Source organism: Steroidobacter flavus, from assembly GCF_042651805.1.
GTDB lineage: Bacteria > Pseudomonadota > Gammaproteobacteria > Steroidobacterales > Steroidobacteraceae > Steroidobacter > Steroidobacter flavus.
Window position 1 is genome coordinate 728,360 of record NZ_JBHSDU010000015.1, and the last position, 18,861, is coordinate 747,220.

The following is an 18,861-nucleotide window of genomic DNA, read 5'->3' on the forward strand; positions in this document are numbered from 1 at the left end:
CACCTCACCATGCGCGACGGCCTGTCGCAAAGCACGGTGATGAGCATCCTGCAGGACTCGCAAGGCTTTCTGTGGCTGGCAACCGAGAGCGGCCTCGACCGTTACGACGGTTACTCGATTCGCGAATACCGCCGCGAACGTGGCAATAAGAACGGTCTCGCGAGCGACTATGTCTGGAAGGTTGCCGAAGACGCGCGCGGAGATCTGTGGCTCGCGACGATCGGCGGCGGTGTCGCGCGCTGGGACCGCCGCAACGATCACTTCCAACAGTTCCGACACGATCCCGCTGATCCCTACTCTCTGGCTAGCGATGCAATTCGCACGCTGCACATCGACGCGAAGGGTCAGGTGTGGGCGGCGACTGAGCGCCACGGTCTCGATATCCTCGATCCGCAAACGGGCCGCGCACGCCACTTCCATCATATAGAAGGAAATCCGCGCTCGCTGTCGGCCGACGCGGTCTTCGCACTCTATTCCGATCGCGCCGGCCGCCTGTGGATCGGCACCGACAAAGGCTTGAGTCGTTACGAGCCGGGCAGCGACGACTTCAACAACAATGTCGCGGAAGCCGGCGCGCTCGACGGCGCGAGGGTACGCGCGATCATCGAAGATCACGCTGGCGCGCTGTGGATTGGAACGTTCGATAACGGCTTGTACCGCCTCGACCCGCAAACAAAGAAAGTCACATCGTTCCGCCACGACGCCAACAACCCGCGCTCGCTCAGCAACGATCGAGTGCGCGCGATCATGGAAGACGACGCGCGTCGGCTTTGGGTCGCGACCTCCGACGGTCTCAACCTGTTCAATCGCACGTCCGAGAGCTTCGTCCGCTATGGCAGCGAAGCGAACAATCCGCACAGTCTGCGCGATGACGATGTGATGTCGTTGTATCAGGATCGCAGTGGCGTGATCTGGGTCGGCACGCGCGCGGGCGGCGCCAGTCACTGGAGTCCACAGAGCTGGGCACTCGGCCACTATCGCAGCAGGCTGTTCGACAACACTGCCGTGAATAGCTTCGCCGACGACGGCGAGGACACGGTCTGGATTGGCACGAGGGACGGTCTGGTCGAGATCAACACTCGCGAACGGCACGAACGTCACTTCACGCGCGAGTCCGAAGGCCCGCTGCGCCTCGCGGACAACAGCGTGATGGCATTGCTGTACGACCGCGACGGAGCGCTGTGGATCGGCACGATGAGCGGCGGCCTGGCGCAGTTGGATCCGCAGCGACGCTCGCTGCGCTCCTATCGTAACAACGCAGACGATCCGTCCACGCTGCCAGCGGACGGCGTCATGAGCTTATATGAAGATCGCGGGGGCGATATATGGATAGGAACATTTGGCGGCGGCATTGCGCGCATCGATCGCGCGACCGGAAAACTCACTCGCTATCCTCACAGCACCGACGAGAACGCACTCAGCAGCCCGCGCGCCAGTGCCATCGCCGAGGACCTGCGCGGCAATCTTTGGATCGGCACCATCGGCGGCGGTCTGAACCTGCTGGAGCGTGGCACCGGCCGCTTCCACGCGTTCCGTCGGAACGACCGCGATCCGAGCAGCCTGAGCGACGACACCATCTATGCGTTGCATGTAGATCCGAACGGCAACGTGTGGGTCGGCACTGCGGGCGGCGGACTCGATAGGGTCATAGGAAGCTCCGAGCAACCCGATGCGATTCGATTCCAGAGCGACACGCGGCTCGGAGACATGCCGAGCCAGGTGGTGTATGGCATCGAGTCCGACCAACAAGGCGGCCTCTGGCTCAGCACGAACAACGGCCTGGTGCGTCTGGATCCGAGCACCGGCGAGAGTCGACTGCTCCGCGAGCCGCATGGCTTGCAGGCCGACGAGTTCAACTTCAATGCGCACTACCGCGGCCGCGACGGTACGCTGTACTTCGGCGGCAACGGCGGCTTCAACGCTTTTCAGCCCGACATCTCATCGGCAAGCGCGCCGCCGCCGCGCCTCGCGCTCACGTCGGTCGCGGTTCTCAATCAACAGCTGCCGTTTGCGAAGCTGCCCTCGTCGGACCGGCCGCTCGCACTGGAGCACGATGACCGCTTGGTAACGTTCGAGTTCGCGGCACTGGATTTCGTTTCTCCCACCAACAATCGTTACCTCTATCGGCTCGAGGGCTTCGATCCGGACTGGGTGCAAGCGGGACGGATGCATCGGGCGACTTATACCAACCTCGACGCGGGCAACTATGTGTTCCGAGTGCGCGCGACCAATGCCGACGGCGTTTGGAATCGGGAGGACCTCACCATTCCCGTGCATGTCGCCGCCGCGCCATGGAACACACTGACCGCGCGCATGATCTACGCGGCGACGGGGCTTCTGATCCTTGGCTTCCTCTGGCGCCTGCAACGGATCAAGCGGCAACGTGAGCTCGACTACAACCGCGAGCTGGAGCAGATGGTGCGTGTCCGCACGCACGAACTGGAGGAGCGCAATCATCAGCTACAAGAGATGAGCCGCGCGAAAAGCGATTTCGTCGCCCGCATGAATCACGAGCTGCGCACCCCGATGAATGGCGTGCTCGGCATGAGCGAGCTGCTGCTCGACACTCATCTCGATCCCGTGCAGCGTCGTTTCGGCGAAGGCATTCACCGTTCCGCCGATTCTCTGCTCGCCATCGTGGACGACGTGCTCGATTTTTCCAAGCTCGAGGCCGGGCGACTGCAGCTCGCCCCCATCGAATGCGATCTGGTCGAACTGGTGGAGCAAACGGCGGAAATGCTCGCGGCCCGCGCGTCGGGGAAGAACATCGAGCTCCTCTGCGACTCCCCTGCCCGCCCCGTGCCTCGCGTCCGCGCGGACGTCGTCCGGCTGCGTCAGGTGCTCGTCAACCTCGGCGGCAACGCCGTGAAGTTCACCGAGCACGGTGAAGTGACATTGCGCGTGACGCCGCCCGAAATCCAAGGCGATAAGCTGCGCGTGAAGCTCGAAGTCAGCGACACCGGCATCGGCATCGAGCCCGTGAATCAGTCGCGCATCTTTGAAGAGTTCGTCCAAGAAGATGCGTCGACGACGCGTCGCTACGGCGGCACGGGCCTCGGCCTCGCCATCGCGCGACAACTCGTGGAATTGATGGGCGGTCAGCTGTCACTGGTGAGCTCGCCCGGGGTGGGCTCGACATTCAGTGTCGATCTAACGCTGCAACTCGCCGATCCCACCGCTGAGCAGCGCCCCCAGCCCACGGATCTACTCGGCTTGCGCATTCTCGTCGCTGACGACAACGCCGCGGTTCGTCGCCTCATCATGCACGCACTCGATCAGTGGGGCGCGCACCCGGTCGATGTGGGCAGCATGCCCGAAGTGTTACGCGAGCTGCGCGCCACGCCTTACAACGCCGTGATCATCGATCATTCCCTGCTCGATTGCGCGGTCGCAGGTGAACTGCAGTCGGTCGTCGCGGACCGGGCGGTTCGACCGCGCGTCATCCGCCTCGCGAGCTTCGTCAATCTCGCGCAGACCGAAGGCGCGGATCTGCAGTGCTTCGATGCCGAGATCACAAAGCCTGTGCGCCTTTCACAGCTGCATCGAACCCTCACGGGCGACACAACCCCCGACACATCTACAACGGTGTCGCAGCCCGTGCCTCCGCTGGTGTTGCCGGAAGGTGCCCGCGTCCTCGTCGTCGAAGATCAATCTCTCAATAGAGATGTCGCCGAGGGCATGCTCAAGGCACTGGGACTGGAAGTCGATACTGCGCACGATGGCAGTCACGCGCTCGAGATGCTTGCTCGCACACGCTATGACGTGGTGTTGATGGATTGCCGAATGCCCGTGATGGACGGCTACGCGGCGACGACCGAGTTACGCCGGCGCGAAGGCAGCGGCCCGCGCATTCCAGTGATCGCGCTCACCGCCGATACCACCAGCGCCGCTCGCGAAGCCTGTCTCGTCGCCGGCATGGATGACTATCTCGGCAAGCCATTCAGCCGTGCAACGTTACGCGCGGCACTGGCACGCTGGATTCCCAGTCGAGACGCGCCGGCCACGCAGCCGAGCACACCGATAGCCGTGGCGACCAGCGACCACGCCACTCGCTCATCCAAGAGCGCGGCGGACAATCCCATCCCGATCAGCGGCTGGAGCAACTGAAGCTGCCCGACGCGCGACGAGCCACCGACCGCCAGCGCGCGATACCAGAAGAAGAATCCGATCAGCATCGAGAACACCGCGATGTAGCCGAGCCCGAGCCACGCGCTCGAATCGAAGCTCGGCCATCCCGCGGGCCAGGTAAAAGCCGCGACCGCGAGCATGGCCGGCGCGGCAATCACGAGCGCCCAGCAGATCACTTGCCAACCGCCGAGCCGCCGCGAGAGCACCGCGCCTTCCGCATAACCGAGCCCACAAACAACGATCGCCACCAGCATCAGACTGTCGGCAGTGAACACGCCCTCGCCGCCGCCGTTCATCAACGCGTAAGTCGCGAGCAACCCTGAACCCGCAATGGCGAACAACCAGAACGCGGGATGCGGACGCTCGCCGCCACGAACCACCGCCCAGGTTGCTGTGGACAATGGAAGGAGCCCCGTGAACAGCAAGCCGCGCGCCGAGCTGATCTCGGTCATCGCGATCCCGCTCAACAGTGGATAACCAACCACGACCGACGCCGCGACGACCATCAACGACAGCAATTCACTCCGTCGCGGCCGGTTATCCGCGAACATGACCAGCGCGACGATGGCACCCAATGTCGCAAGCAGCGCTCGGGCGGCGGTCAGGAACACCGGCTCGAATCCCGCGACGGCGGCGCGCGTCGCCGGCAGCGAGCCGCTGAAGATCACCACCCCAATCAATCCCAATGTCAGCCCATGATCGCGATTTTTCATGGGCCGGATCTTGGCCAACTCGTCGGACAATGGCCAAGGACAGTCCAGTACGATATAAGTGAACTGTCATGGTCGAAGCCCCCGAACAGTTAGAGCCCACCCTCGTCGGTCAAGTCATGCGCCTGATCCAGACGCGCATCGATCGACGCCAATACACGCCCGGTGCCCGCATCCCCTCGGTGCGCGCCATGGCCGATTCCATGGGAGTTTCGAAGTCCACCGTGGTCGAGGCTTACGGCCGCTTGGTCGCCGAAGGCATCGTGCAGCCCCGGCTCGGCTCGGGCTTCTATGTGGCCGCGCCGCTCGCACCGCTGAATCTCGCCGAGCTGAGCCCGGATACCGATCCGACCGTCGATCCACTGTGGGTCATGCGCCAGTCGCTACGACCTGGCGAAGAAAGCTTGCGCCCCGGTTGCGGCTGGTTGCCGGACAGCTGGATGCCGCACGAGATGATGCGCAAAGCCCTGCGCTCCGCCGCTCGCGACGGCTCTGGACCGACGCTGTTTGAATATGGCCCGGCACTCGGTGCCGACTCGCTGCGAGGACTCATCACGCGACGACTGCTGGAGCAAGGTGTGGACGCCGTGCCGGATCAGGTGATGATCACCGACTCGTGCACGCAGGCCATCGATCTGGTGTGTCGATTCCTGCTGGAGCCCGGCGAGACCGTACTGGTCGACGATCCTTGTTACTTCAACTTCAAGGCGCTGCTGCGCGCTCACCGCGCGAATGTCGTTGGCGTGCCGTTCACATCGAACGGTCCCGACCTGTCGGTATTTGCTGCCCTGTTGGAAGCGCATCGGCCGCGCATCTATATCACCAACTCGGGCCTGCAGAATCCGACCGGCGCGAGCTTGACCGCACCGGTCGCGCATCGGTTGTTGAAACTCTCCGAGCCCCACGGACTCGTGATCGTCGAGGACGACATCTTCGGCGACTTCGAGGAACAACCCTCACCGCGGCTCGCAGCCTTCGACGGCCTGGATCGAGTCGTGCGTGTCAGTAGTTTTTCGAAAACGCTGTCCGCTTCCGTGCGCTGTGGCTACATCGCTTGCCGCTCCGACTGGATCCGCGGCCTCGCCGATTTACGCATGGTCACAGGCATGGCCTCGAGTCCGCTCAATGCCGAGCTGGTGGAGTCGATGCTGGTGGACGGCTCCTATCGACGTCACGTCGAGCGCATCCGCACGCGTCTCGCGCAACAACGACAGATCGTGAAGACCAAGCTCGCCAGGCTCGGCATCGTGCCCTGGACCGAGCCCGGCGGAGGAATGTTTCTTTGGTGCGAGCTGCCCGACGGCGCCGATGCGGCCGACGTTGCCCGACGTGCACTGGCGGAGAACGTCATCTTGGCACCGGGCAACGCTTTCAGTGTGAGTGGCGCGGCCACCGGCTTCGTGAGATTCAATGTCACGCAGATGGAGGGCGACAAGGTCTACGCCGCGCTCCGTCGCGCCCTCAGCTGACTTTCATTTATAAAATTTATTGCGCATCTGAATAACCTGTGGTCTGCTAGGCGCCGCCCCATCCATAGGGACGTTTGCGCATGAGACTCAGCCGACGCACGGTATTACAAGCGGCAGCCGCGACGACGCTGCTGAACTCCCGCTTCGCTCACTCGGCCAGCACGCCCGCACAGCCGCCCAACGCCAGCAACGTTCTGTGGTACACGCGCACCGCGCAGGAATGGGTGGAAGCTTTACCCATCGGCAATGGACGCATCGGCGCCATGATCTTCGGCGGCACCGGGCAAGAACGATTGCAGCTGAACGAAGACACGCTCTGGGGCGGCGGTCCCTACGATCCAGCGAACCCCGAAGCGCGTGAAGCGTTGCCCGAAGTTCGCAAGCTGGTCTTCGCGGGCGAGTATGCGAAGGCGACCGAGCTCGTGAACGCCAGAGTCATGGCGAAGCCCGGGCGTCAGATGTCGTATCAAAGCGTCGGCGATCTGCGGCTCACCTTCCCGGGGATCGAGACCGCAACCGACTATCGCCGCGATCTGAATCTCGACGGCGCCCTCGCGACGACTCGCTTCACGAGCAACGGCGTGAAGCATATACGCGAGGTCTTCGCGAGCGCACCGGACAACGTGCTCGTGCTACGCCTCGGCGCAGACAAGCCCCGCAGTGTCGATGTGGATGTGACTTTTCGTTGGCCCGTGCCCTCACGCCCCGCCGATCCGCCCGGCGATAAGTTGAAAGAACGCAAGCAGCAGAGTGGAGGCCCGGGGTCCGTCAGTTTCGACAACAGCGTGCCGGCGCCTGCCGGCCTGGTATTACGCGCGCTACCCGATGGCGACCTGATCATGCAAGGTCGCAACTCGGCTCAATTGGGAGTCGCGGGCGCGCTGACCTACGAAGCACGCGCGCGTCTGATTGTTACCGGTGGCAAGAAACAATCGAACGAATCGAGCGTGAGCGTTCGTGGCGCCGACAGTGTGATCCTGCTCATCGCCATGGCCACCAGCTATCGTGACTACCAACGCGTCGACGGCGATCCCGCCGCGCTCAATAAAGCTTCGCTCGATCGTGCCGCTGCTCGTTCCTTCAACGAACTGCTCAGCCGCCATCAGACCGATCATCGGCGCCTGTTCCGTCGCGTCCAACTCGACCTGGGCCAGACCGCCGCCGCCGATCGCCCCACCGACGAGCGAGTGCGAACGTCGATGACCGGCGACGATCCGGCCCTCGCGGCGCTCTACTATCAGTACGGTCGTTATCTGTTGATCGCGAGCTCACGGCCCGGCTCGCAACCCGCGAATCTGCAGGGCATCTGGAACGACATGTCGAACCCGCCCTGGGGCAGCAAGTACACCATCAACATCAACACCGAGATGAACTACTGGCCGGCCGAGCCCACCGATCTCGGCGAGTGCGTCGAGCCGTTGATCGCGATGTTGAAAGACCTGTCGGTCACAGGGGCGAGAACAGCGAAGACGATGTATGGCGCACGCGGCTGGGTGACTCATCACAACACCGATCTATGGCGAGCGACCGGCCCCATCGACGGCGCCAAATACGGCATGTGGCCCATGGGCGGCGCGTGGCTGTGCCAGCACTTGTGGGATCGCTATGACTACAGCCGCGATGTCCGCTATCTCGAATCGGTGTATCCGATTCTAAAATCGGCGGCCGAGTTCTTCCTCGACACGCTGGTCGAGCATCCCAACGGCCAATGGCTGGTCACCAACCCGTCCATGTCGCCGGAGAACAATCATCGGCCCGATGTTTCCATCGCCGCGGGTCCCACCATGGACAACCAGATTCTGCGGGATCTGTTTGCGAATACCGCGAAGGCCGCGGGCATCCTCAATCGGGACCAGGAATTCGTCGCATCGCTGGAAGCCACTCGCAAACGCCTGCCGCCCGAGCAGATCGGCGCGCAAGGACAGCTGCAAGAATGGCTGGAGGATTGGGACGCGCAGGTCCCCGATATCCACCACCGTCACGTGTCGCATCTTTACGGCCTGCACCCGTCCGGTCAGATCAGCGTCGACTACACGCCGAAGCTGGCACAAGCCGTGCGTAAGTCGTTGGAGATTCGCGGCGACAACGCCACCGGCTGGGGCATCGGCTGGCGGCTGAATCTCTGGGCGCGCTTGCGCGACGGCGAGCACGCGTATCAAGTCCTCAAGTTGCTACTTGGACCGGAGCGCACGTATCCGAATCTGTTCGACGCGCATCCCCCCTTCCAGATCGACGGCAACTTCGGCGGCACCAGCGGCATGACCGAGATGCTGTTACAAAGCCTCAAGTCCCCGAAGGGCGACGATGAAGTCTGGTTGCTCCCCGCCTTGCCCAAAGCATGGCCTCAAGGCTCCGTCACGGGTTTGCGAGCCCGCGGCGGACTGCGGGTAGATTTGAACTGGCGCGGCGGATCGTTACAGGAATGTCGCCTGAGCGCAGTCCGCGATGGCAGCTGGATACTTCGAAGCGGCAACTCGTCGTTGCCCGTGTCGATGAAGGCCGGGCGCAGCCAGACGATCAGGCTGAGTGAGGGAGTGCTCAGTTCGAGCTGATCTTCTTCGAGATCTCGCCGGCCGAGTGCCGGATCGCCGCGATAGTGTCTTTCACCGAGATCGCCATGGGCGTTTCGATGTATGGACACGTGAGCGCGGCGGCCGCGCCGTCGGCCCCCATCACCGGCGCCGACAGATCGAGGATGTGACGAGTCACATCGCTATCCGCCTTTACATACTTTTGCGTGCGAGCCAGCGCGGCGCGTTCGTCGAAGCTCTTCCAGATCTTTTGTGAGACCGTGGGCGCTAGCCGGGTGCGCCAGTCCGCCCGAACCTCCTCGGGCTGAAAGGCATACAGCACCAGGCCGGAAGTGGAATCGATCAGCGGCCGCCGGTAACCGACCCGCACCGAGAAGCCTTGATTGCCCGGCGCTTCGATGCGCGCCACCACGACCATCTGCTCCTCGCTCACGACCGCGAGATGACAAGACTGCCCGATCACACGGCTGAGCTTCCTCATCTCGGGCAGCGCGTCCTCGAGCAAGCTCTTGGTCGGGGCACGCGCGACGCCGAGCGCGAACAACTTGTTCGTCAGCTCGAAGCCCTCGCCGGATTCGGATTGAGTGACGTAACCGCGATGAACCAGTGCATCCACCATCCGAAACAGCTCGCTGACGGAGCGACCGAGCTCCGTGGCGATCTGCGACATGGTGAGCGGCGTGCCGCGGGCAGCCAGCAGCTCGAGCACGTCCAGGCCCTTTTCCAGAGCGGGCGCGCTGTATTTGCGTTCTTCGTCTTCGCGGGCAGCCATGGCGACGGATTATAAACAGCCGTCGCCCGGTGCGTCAGCGGGGAATCAATGAACTGGCGCAGGAATCGGCTGCAACGCGCCAGCCGGCTGCCGTCCGGCCGACCATGCAAACCCGCCGATCACCATGAAACAGACCGTCGGTACCAGGATGGCGTAGTTGATCCCACTCGCGTCCGACACCACGCCCATCACGGCGGTGAGCACTGCCCCACCGATGATGGCCATGACCAGGAACGACGACGCCGTCTTGGTAAGCGGCCCCAGCTCGCGCAACGAATTGGCGAAAATCGTTGGGAACATGATCGACATGAACAGACTGGTCGCCGCCAGCGCGTACAGCCCCAGCTGACCGCCGACGAACACAGCGACGAGCGTCAGACAAATGTTGATGGTCGCAAAGATTGCCATGAGCCGCGTCGGACTGAACCGACTCATCAGCGCCGTGCCGACGAAGCGCCCGATCATGAAGCCCACCAACGACGCGGTCAGATAACCCGCCGCCGTTTTCTCGCCCATGCCCGGCACCTCGGCCTGCGCATAACGAATCATGAAACTCCACACGCCGACCTGCGCACCCACATAAAAGAACTGAGCGACGACACCAAAGAGGAAATGCCCGCGGGTCAGCAACTCGGCGATCGACTGACGCATCGTGAGTCGATCGGGATCGTCCGGTGTCGGCGCTCGTGCCTGAGGCGGAAACTTCGTGATCGCAACCAGCGCCGCCCACGAGAGGACCACGGCAGCAACGATGAGATATGGCGTCTGCACCGACTGCGCCTCGCCGGTCTGAAACGCAGCCAGCTGCGCCTGACTCATCGCCGCCAGCTCGGCCTTCGTCGGCTCGACGCCCGAAAGAATGAACTCGCGCCCGATCAGCACGCCGGTGATGGCGCCGAGCGGATTGAACGCCTGCGCCAGATTCAATCGTTGCTCGGCCCGCGCCGGATCGCCCAGCACCGTGATGAGAGGATTGGCCGATGTTTCCAGGAACGACAGCCCCGCGGCGATCACGAACAACGCCGTCAGAAACCAGCCGTACTGAAGCAGCTCGGCGGCGGGATAGAACATCAGGGCCCCGACGCCGAAGGTCACCAGCCCGACCAGCACGGTGACCTTGTATCCGTAGCGCTGAATCACCCAGCCCGCCGGCAGCGCCAGAAAGAAATAGCCCAGATAGAACGCCGACTGCACCAGGCTCGATTGGAAGTCGCTCAGAAAGAACGCCTTGCGCAGATGAGGCATCAGCACGTCGTTCAAATTGTTCGCCACGCCCCACAGAAAGAACAGGGTCACGATGAGGACCAAGGGCGCGAGCGCGGTGCCTGTCTTATTGTTCATCCATCCCCCGAAGCGATACTTTTATCAGTCGAAGGCGATCACCCTCTGGCGCTGTTCGCCGAGACCCTGGATCCCCAGGCGGATCTCATCGCCCACCTTAAGATACACCGGCGGCTTCTGCCCCAACCCCACACCCGGCGGCGTGCCGGTGGTGACGATGTCGCCGGGCTGCAGACTCATGAACTGACTCAAATAGGACACGAGAAACGCCGGCTTGAAAATCATGGTGCGCGTCGAGCCGTCCTGATAGCGGTGACCGTTGACCTCCAGCCACATCGCCAGATTGTTCACGTCGCCCACCTCATCGCTCGTCACCAGCCACGGGCCGATCGGGCCGAAGCTGTCGCAGCCTTTGCCTTTGTCCCATTGCCCGCCGCGCTCCAGCTGGAACTCGCGCTCGGACACGTCATTGCAGACGAAGTAGCCCGCGATCGCCGCCGCGCCGGCCGCTTCATCGACATAGCGACACTCAGTGCCGATCACGAATGCAAGCTCCACTTCCCAATCGAGCTTCTTGGAGTTGCGTGGCTGTATAACCGCGTCGTTCGGTCCCGACAGCGCACTGGTCGCCTTCATGAAAATGATGGGCTCGCTCGGAATGGCCGCGCCCGTCTCGGCGGCGTGATCGGCGAAGTTCAGCCCGATGCAAAGAAACTTGCCGGGTCTCGCGACGCAGGGACCGAATCGAACCGGCCCTTGAACCAAAGGCAGCGTGTCGACCTGCACATTCTTCAACTCGCTCAGCCGCTGAGGCGTGAGCACCGAGCCGTCGATGTCACGGATGACACCGCTGAGATCGCGGATCGCGCCATCACGATCCAGAATGCCAGGACGCTCGGCGCCGGGCTGACCATATCGAACTAATTTCATAGCCTGTGCTCAGTTGGTCCAGCCGCCGTCGATGATGTGACATTGGCCGGTCGTGAATGCCGATTCATCCGATGCCAGATACACGGCCAGCGCCGCCACTTCGCAGGCCTCGCCCAATCTGCCCATCGGTTGCCGCTGAATGAACGCTGCTTTCGCCGCGGCGTAGTCACCCGTCGCCCGCAATCGCGCGTCCAGCGATGGCGTCGCGACGGTGCCGGGGCAAATGGCGTTACAGCGAATCCCCCGCGAAATGAAATCAGCCGCGACCGACTTGGTCAACCCGATGATGGCCGCCTTGGTCGCGCCATAGATGCAACGGTTCGGCACGCCCTTGATGGAGCTGGCCACCGACGAGATGTTGATGACGCTGCCGCCGCCGCGCTCGAGCATGCCGGGCAGGGTCGCGCGGATCAGCCGGAACATCGATGTGACGTTGATATCGAACGAGGTCGCCCAATCCTCCTCGGTGCTGTCGAGGATGCTGCCGTTGGCCACGATGCCGGCGCAATTGACCAGCACATCCACGGCGCCCACGTCTTTGGTGACCGCTGCGATGTCGGCGAGATTGCGCACATCCAGCCGTCGCGTGCTACATCCCTTCAATTCCGCCAACGCGCGCTCGTTGATGTCGGTCGCGATCACCGACGCACCCTGCTTTGCGAACATCTCCGCAATGGCGCGCCCGATGCCTTGACCCGCCGCCGTGATCAGAGCGGTCTTGCCCGTCAGTCGCTGTGTCGACATGAGCCCCCTCCAGGATCAGGCGGTGCGTGGGAAACAGCCGGGGCCGCTGGGCTCGAACGACTTGTACGTGAGAATGAACTCGCGATGACCCATGTCCTCGGACTTGGTGAACTGCCCGCCCGCGACGGCCTCAACCAGCGCAACGATCTCATCGGCCACTTCATCCAAGTCGCTCACGCCTTCCAGAATGCGGCCGGCATTTACATCCATGTCCTCGGTCATGCGCCGGTAGGTCTCGGGATTGCCCGTGACTTTGATGACGGGCGCAATCGCCGACCCCACCACCGAGCCCCGCCCCGTCGTGAATAGCGTGAGATGCGCGCCGCACGCCATGAGCTCGACGATCTCCGCGTTGTCCGAGATGTTGGGAAAGCCAAACTTCGGTGGGCCATCGGGCACCACGTCGAGCAAATACAGGCCCGGCGCTTCGGGAATTTCGGCCGGCTTGATCACCCCGACGATGGGCGCCGAGCCCGACTTCACATACGCCCCCGCCGACTTCTCTTCCTGCGAGCTGAGCCCGCCCTCGGCGTTGCCCGGCGCGAAGCTGCCGAAGCCCATGGCTCGATAATATGTTTCGGCCTTGGCAATCGAGGCGACGATGGCCTCGCCCACTGCGGGCGTACTGGCTCGCACCGCCATCGGGCCTTCGCAGCCGATCATCTCGCCAGTTTCCTCGAAGATGCAGGTCGCACCGGCCGTCACCAACCGATCGAATGCGCGGCCGACAGCCGGATTTGCAGTGATACCACTGGTGCCATCGGAGCCGCCGCAGATCGTGCCGACCACGAGCTCGCTCAGCTGCATCGGCACTCGAACGGCCGCGTCCGCAATCTGTTGTTTCATCGCTTTGGCAGCCGCCACGCCGCGGTCTATCGCACTCCGCGTGCCGCCGGCTTTCTGAATCACAATGGTCTCGACGGGTCGATCGCTCGCCGCCACATGCGCGGCCAGCGCTTCACGATTGAACGACTCGCAGCCCAGCGACACCAACACCACCGCGCCGACGTTGGGATGGGTCGTCAGCGCCTTCATCATGCACAATGCATATTCGTTGGGATAGCAGCCGGGAAAGCCAATCAAATGCACGTCGGGATCGTCGCAACGATCGACGATGCGGCGCGCGACGTGGTGTGCGCACTCGACCAGATATGCAACGGCGACGACGTTGCGAATGCCTTTGCGCCCGTCCTGACGCAGATAGCCTTGAAAGCTCATGTCGCATCCACCCGCGCAGCGCGGGTGTGCGCGCTGATGTAGTCGCTCTTCATGTTGTGCAAATGAATCCAGCCTCCCGCCTGCACAGCAGCCGTCATCGAGCCGATCGGCGCGCCGTATTTGATGACTTTCTCGCCCGCCGCCACGGCCCGCCGGGCCAGTTTGTGCCCGAGGTCGGTGTCCTGAAGCACGTGAACTCTTTCATCTGAGCTGATGTTGAATTGCTCCCCGGCACGCACGGCCCGACAACACACGAGCACGTTGTCATCCGGATGCAAGAGAATCGCGGGCGCAGCTTGATGAGTCTTCATTTGATAGATACGCGTAGCGTTGGCCCCTGTCACAGCACTGCGCTCCGTCTCGGACAGCGAGCTCAAGGCTCGTTGCGTCAGTGCGTACCATTGCTCATAGGTCGATGCCAGCGTCAGCACCGGCCAGTCGCTCCCCCAGAACACGGGAGGGTCCGAACAGTTGCAGGACCGCCTCGGCATACTCCAGCACCTCCGCCGGTTTCACGCCTGGTGCCAGCTCGGTCAGCAGGCCCGATAACTTGCATGTAACGTTTGGGCACGACGCCAATGCGCGCAGCCCTTCCCGCCAGGCGCGGTCCACCGAATGGCCAATGGTTGGCTTCGCCGCGTGGTCGATCACGATGGCCAGATCCGGATGCCGGCGTGCGATCTTCTCGATGCGACTCATATGAACCGGCTTGATGAGCGCATCGAACACCAGCCCGTGCGATGCGAGCGCCTTCAGCGCGCGTCCGCGATCTGGATCGAGAATCCAATCGGCATCGCCGATGTCCTGAAGCATGGGCCGCACACCGAGGAACTTCGGGTGCGCAGCTCGTTTCGCAATCTGTTGCTCAACGTCCGGCGCATCGAAGTCCACCCAACCGACCACACCCCGAATCCACGCCGTGCGCTCGGCGATCGATAACAAATAATCCGACTCCGCCGCGGTGGGCGCCGCTTGCACGAGCACGGCTCCGTCAACGCCCGCGCGCGTCAGATGCGAATACAGCTCCTGTTCGTCGATGCGGCGAAACAGCCCGGGCAGCGCCGGGGTCAGCCAGCCGTAGTCGGCTCTTTCGGGATCCCACAGATGAACGTGCGCGTCGATGATTGCAGTCATACCTTGTCTGTCGCCGGCGCCGCCTCGTGAATCAAACTTTGCGAGCGCAGCTCTTGCCAGAACTCGGCCGGAATTCGGGTCCGGTAGAACGCCAGGGTCTGCTCGACCTGCTCGCGCCCGCCCAGCCCGGGAATGACCGATGCGACTTGAGGATGCGCCAAAGGAAACTGCAATGCCGCGGCGGGCAGCGGCACATTGAACTCGCGACACACGCGCTCCAGGCGTCGCACTCGAAACACCACGTCGGTTGCGGCAACCTCATAGTTGAACCGCGGGATGGCATGGCCCCGCGTGCCGGTCGCGAGAATTCCAGAGTTATAAGGCCCGCCGATGACGATCGACGTCCCGCGGCGCGCACATTCAGGAAACAAGGCGTCGAGCGGCTTCTGCTCGAGCAATGTGTAACGCCCGGCCAGCAGGATCACGTCGAGATCGATCTCCTCCAGCAACTCCAGACAGATCGGAATCTCATTGACCCCGATGCCGATCGCATCGACCTGGCCTTCGGCGCGCAATTTGGTCAGTGCACGCAGCCCGCCGCCATGAATCAGCTGGTACATGCGCTCCGGATGACGATAGCCATGCGTCATCCGCCCGATGTCGTGCACATACAGAACATCGATCCGCTCGAGACCGAGCCGTTGCAAGCTCGATTCCCAGGACTGCATCACGCCGTCATAGGAATAGTCGAACACCGGCGTGAACGGCAGGGCGGAACGGAAGCCGAAGCGCTCCGAGTCGTCGCTGACTTCCGGCGCGGGTTCCAGCAGCCGACCGACCTTCGAAGACACCACGATGCCTTCGCGCCCGCGCAAGCCCGCGCCAACCCGCTGCTCGCACAAGCCAAATCCGTAATACGGCGCGCAATCGACGTAGCTCATGCCTGCGTCGAACGCGGCGGCAAGCGTCTGATCCGCTTCCGCATCCGAGAGCGGACGGTACAAATTCCCCAGGGCCGCCGCCCCCAGCCCCAGCTCGGACACTTGCAGCCGGGTGCGCCCGAGGGGACGGCGCGGCAGGCCATTCTGAATCAGGGCGTGATGCGCGCTCATCGACGGGCAACCTGGCCAACTGTGGCCATATTCTCACATATGATTTTGCTTTTATCTATAGAACCGGCGACCCCCAGGCGCATGCTCTATTCCGACAAGAAGTGCTGCCGGTTTGTGTCAGAAATTGCCCGAACCTGGAACAGGCACGGTGCTGCTTCGTTTCCCTACAGCGAACGCCGACTGGATGAGGAGTTTCATGGCCAAAGCCAAAGTGCCTGCCGCAGGTCCCGCCACTCCCTGGTGGCTGATGGAGGGAGACGAGGAGTGTCCGAGCTGCGGCCATCTCTATATCTATGAGATGGAGTTTCGCTGCCCGGAGTGTGAAACGACGACCTGCATCCATTGCCGACGGCGCCACTCCGACGGCCGCTGGGTTTGTGTCTCGTGTACCGAGCCGACAACGGGAGACACCCATGGCGGCTAGAGCCATCTGGAAAGGCGAGCTCAAGCTCGGCAAGCACAACGTCGGCGTGAAATTCTTCTCCGCCATCGAAGATCGCAGCGTGCGTTTCCACCTGCTCCACGAGAAGGACAATGCGCCCGTCGAACAGCACATCGTTCGCAAGGACACCGGCAAGGATGTGCCGAGGGAAGAAATGCGCAAGGCGTTCGCGGTCGGCCCGAACACCGCCGTGATCCTGCAACCCGATGAGCTCGAAGAACTGGTGCCGCCGGAATCCCGCGACATCGAGGTGCTTCGCTTCGTGCCTGCCGATGCGATTGGCGATCAGTGGTACGAGCGCCCCTACTTTCTCGGCCCCGACGGTCATACCGACGATTACTTCGCGTTTGGCGAAGCGCTGTCCCGGAAAGAAGTCATCGGCGTCGCACGCTGGGTCATGCGTAAGAAACGTTACCTCGGCGCGATCAGCGTGCTCGACGGCTATCTGGTCATGACCACCCTGCGCCGTGCGGAACAGGTACTAAGCTTCTCCGGCGTCGAGCCCGCGAAATCAGCCACGCCGCAAGCGAATGAGCTGAAGCTCGCGGAGCAGCTGGTCAAGTCCATCGAGGCGGATTTCGATCCGCAACAGTGGCAGAACGAATATCGCGAGCGCCTGTTCAAGCTGATCGAGGCCAAGGCGCGCGGCGAAAAGATCGAACCGATGGCCGTCAAGAAGAAACGCCCCGAAGGCAGTCTCGCCGACAGCCTGAAGGCCAGCATTGCCGCCGCCCGGGAGAAGAAAGTTGCCTAGTCGCAAGCGTAAACGCGAACCCGAAGCGCAAGTCGAGGAGCAAAGCGCAGGCGCCCGCGTGCGCTCGCTTTGGTCCGGCACCATCACGTTCGGCCTGGTGAGCATTCCGGTCGATCTGCTGACCGCCGTGCGCCCGCGCCAGACCGCGATGAAACTGGTCGATACCGAAGGACACGCGCTGGGTCGGCAGTATCACTGCTCGAAGGAAGGCAAGAAGCTCAACTATGACGATCTGGTGCGCGGTTATGAAACCGACGACGGCAAGATGGTGGTGATCACCGACAAAGAGTTCGAGTCAGTGGCGCCGGAAATGTCAGCGGACATCGAGCTGCGCAGCTTCGTGCCGATCGAGCAGGTCCCGGCGCTGTACTTTCAGAAGCCCTACTTCCTCGCGCCCGCCGGCAAATCCGCGAAAGCCTATGTGCTGCTCGGGGAGACCATGCAGCGCACGGGACGAGTCGCGATTGGCAGCTTCGTCATGCGCGGTCATGAATATCTGGTCGCCATCGTTCCGGACAATGGCGTCCTGCGCCTCGACACGCTTCGCTATGCCGATGAGATTCGCAGCCCCGAGTCGATCGGCCTGCCCAAACACTCGAAACCGGCGGCGGCCAAGGTGACCCAATTCTCCAAGGAGATCGAAGCGCTCACTCACAAAGAAATCGATGTCGCCGAGCTCCAGGACCAGGAAGCCAAGGAACTGCAGTCGCTGGTGGAATCCAAGCAGAAAGAGCACGACGACGTGATCCACCCGAAGGGCGCGGAAGCCGCCGAAGATACCGAGGGCGGCGAAGGCGCGAAGGTTATCGACCTGATGGAGGTGCTTCGCAAAAGCCTTTCCAAGAGCGCCGTCGTGCGGACAGCCGAAGCGAGCGCGCCCATCGATCTCGCGGAACGTCGCGCCCAACGCGATGCCCGCTCGACCGCAACCAAGAAGAAATCATCGACCGCCAAAGCAAAGCGCAAGGCACCTCGGAAGCGAGCCCGGCGCAGCTGAGCTCGCCCGAGCGATTTGTATCGCAATGTATCGGCGAGCTCTCTCTACACCCACGCTTACAGGAGCGAGTTGATACGACATGCCCTGACTACATCGTGGATGAACACTGCACGCGTTCTTCCTCGGAGGTCAAATCATGTTGAAACAAGTCGTCGCTTTGTCCATGTGCCTGCTCTCGGCGGCCTGCACCGCCGGCGATTCGAGCGCGGAGCCCGTTCCGCCGGCGATGAATCGATCCGCCGCACCGCTGGCGCCGGAATTCAGAGGCATCAAACAGTGGCTCAACAGCGAGCCGCTGACCTTGTCACAACTGCGCGGCTCCGTCGTGCTGGTAGAGTTCTGGACCCGTGATTGCATCAACTGCATTCACGTCATGCCACACATCAAGGAATGGCATGAGCGTTATCGCGATCAAGGCCTCACGGTCATCGGCGTGCACACCCCCGAGTACGAGCACGAGAAGGTGCCGGCCAACGTGCAGGCGACTGTCGAGAAGTTCGGCCTCGACTATCCGATCGCGCTCGACAACGACTACGAAACCTGGAATGCCTACAGCAATCAGTTCTGGCCGGCGCTGTATCTGATCGATGGCCAGGGCCGCGTGGTCTATCGGCATTACGGCGAAGGCAGCTACGCCGAGACGGAAGCGCAGATTCAGCAGTTGCTCGCCAAGCGCTGAAAATCCTGTCGCGGGTCGCG

General features: G+C 62.8%; 12 protein-coding genes and 2 pseudogenes. 6 read left to right on the forward strand and 8 right to left on the reverse strand.

Annotated features, from left to right (window positions below; all coding sequences use genetic code 11):
* Nucleotides 1–9 precede the first annotated feature (9 nt).
* Nucleotides 10–3,909: pseudogene (locus ACFPN2_RS30975) on the forward strand (two-component regulator propeller domain-containing protein); the annotation flags it as partial.
* Between the two features lie 14 nt (nt 3,910–3,923).
* Here ACFPN2_RS30975 and ACFPN2_RS30980 read toward each other — a convergent pair.
* Nucleotides 3,924–4,841 carry a DMT family transporter gene (locus tag ACFPN2_RS30980; protein WP_380603951.1) on the reverse strand — a complete coding sequence of 306 codons (918 nt, stop codon included), beginning with the start codon at nt 4,839–4,841 and terminating at the stop codon, nt 3,924–3,926.
* 68 nt (nt 4,842–4,909) lie between these two features.
* Between ACFPN2_RS30980 and ACFPN2_RS30985 the strand changes: the two genes are divergently transcribed.
* Both ACFPN2_RS30985 and ACFPN2_RS30990 read left to right on the forward strand, forming a co-directional pair.
* Nucleotides 4,910–6,307, forward strand: coding sequence for an aminotransferase-like domain-containing protein (locus ACFPN2_RS30985; protein ID WP_380603953.1), 1,398 nt, complete (start codon nt 4,910–4,912; stop codon nt 6,305–6,307).
* Between the two features lie 80 nt (nt 6,308–6,387).
* The gene (locus tag ACFPN2_RS30990; protein WP_380603955.1) at nt 6,388–8,859 is read left to right on the forward strand and encodes a glycoside hydrolase family 95 protein; all 2,472 of its coding nucleotides are present in this window, start codon (nt 6,388–6,390) and stop codon (nt 8,857–8,859) included.
* Here the strand turns inward: ACFPN2_RS30990 and ACFPN2_RS30995 are convergent.
* From ACFPN2_RS30995 to ACFPN2_RS31025, 7 genes and pseudogenes are all read right to left on the reverse strand, one after another.
* Nucleotides 8,846–9,610, reverse strand: coding sequence for an IclR family transcriptional regulator (locus ACFPN2_RS30995; protein ID WP_380603957.1), 765 nt, complete (start codon nt 9,608–9,610; stop codon nt 8,846–8,848). The genes ACFPN2_RS30990 and ACFPN2_RS30995 overlap by 14 nt on opposite strands.
* 45 nt (nt 9,611–9,655) lie before the next feature.
* Nucleotides 9,656–10,951, reverse strand: a complete 1,296-nt coding sequence (fucP, locus tag ACFPN2_RS31000) for an L-fucose:H+ symporter permease (RefSeq protein ID WP_380603959.1) — start codon at nt 10,949–10,951, stop codon at nt 9,656–9,658.
* A gap of 24 nt (nt 10,952–10,975) precedes the next feature.
* Nucleotides 10,976–11,821 carry a fumarylacetoacetate hydrolase family protein gene (locus tag ACFPN2_RS31005; RefSeq protein WP_380603961.1) on the reverse strand — a complete coding sequence of 282 codons (846 nt, stop codon included), beginning with the start codon at nt 11,819–11,821 and terminating at the stop codon, nt 10,976–10,978.
* Nucleotides 11,822–11,830: 9 nt separating this feature from the next.
* Entirely contained in the window at nt 11,831–12,565 is a 735-nt protein-coding gene (locus tag ACFPN2_RS31010) for an SDR family oxidoreductase (protein WP_380603963.1), read from the reverse strand.
* A 15-nt stretch (nt 12,566–12,580) separates the two neighbouring features.
* Nucleotides 12,581–13,783, reverse strand: coding sequence for a UxaA family hydrolase (locus tag ACFPN2_RS31015; protein WP_380603965.1), 1,203 nt, complete (start codon nt 13,781–13,783; stop codon nt 12,581–12,583).
* Nucleotides 13,780–14,917, reverse strand: a pseudogene (locus tag ACFPN2_RS31020) (amidohydrolase family protein). The gene ACFPN2_RS31015 and the pseudogene ACFPN2_RS31020 overlap by 4 nt, the downstream one beginning before the upstream one ends.
* Nucleotides 14,914–15,969 carry an aldo/keto reductase gene (locus tag ACFPN2_RS31025; protein WP_380603967.1) on the reverse strand — a complete coding sequence of 352 codons (1,056 nt, stop codon included), beginning with the start codon at nt 15,967–15,969 and terminating at the stop codon, nt 14,914–14,916. Before ACFPN2_RS31025 ends, ACFPN2_RS31020 begins: the two are co-directional and overlap by 4 nt.
* Before the next feature lie 413 nt (nt 15,970–16,382).
* Between ACFPN2_RS31025 and ku (ACFPN2_RS31030) the strand changes: the two genes are divergently transcribed.
* The 3 genes from ku (ACFPN2_RS31030) (at nt 16,383) to ACFPN2_RS31040 (ending at nt 18,841) form a co-directional block, all read left to right on the forward strand.
* Nucleotides 16,383–17,165, forward strand: coding sequence for a non-homologous end joining protein Ku (gene ku, locus ACFPN2_RS31030; protein ID WP_380603969.1), 783 nt, complete (start codon nt 16,383–16,385; stop codon nt 17,163–17,165).
* Nucleotides 17,158–18,162 (forward strand): non-homologous end joining protein Ku, encoded by a 1,005-nt coding sequence (gene ku / locus ACFPN2_RS31035; protein ID WP_380603971.1) that lies wholly within the window; start codon nt 17,158–17,160, stop codon nt 18,160–18,162. The genes ku (ACFPN2_RS31030) and ku (ACFPN2_RS31035) overlap by 8 nt, the downstream gene beginning before the upstream one ends.
* 136 nt (nt 18,163–18,298) lie before the next feature.
* Nucleotides 18,299–18,841, forward strand: coding sequence for a thioredoxin family protein (locus tag ACFPN2_RS31040; RefSeq protein ID WP_380603973.1), 543 nt, complete (start codon nt 18,299–18,301; stop codon nt 18,839–18,841).
* Nucleotides 18,842–18,861: the final 20 nt, after the last annotated feature.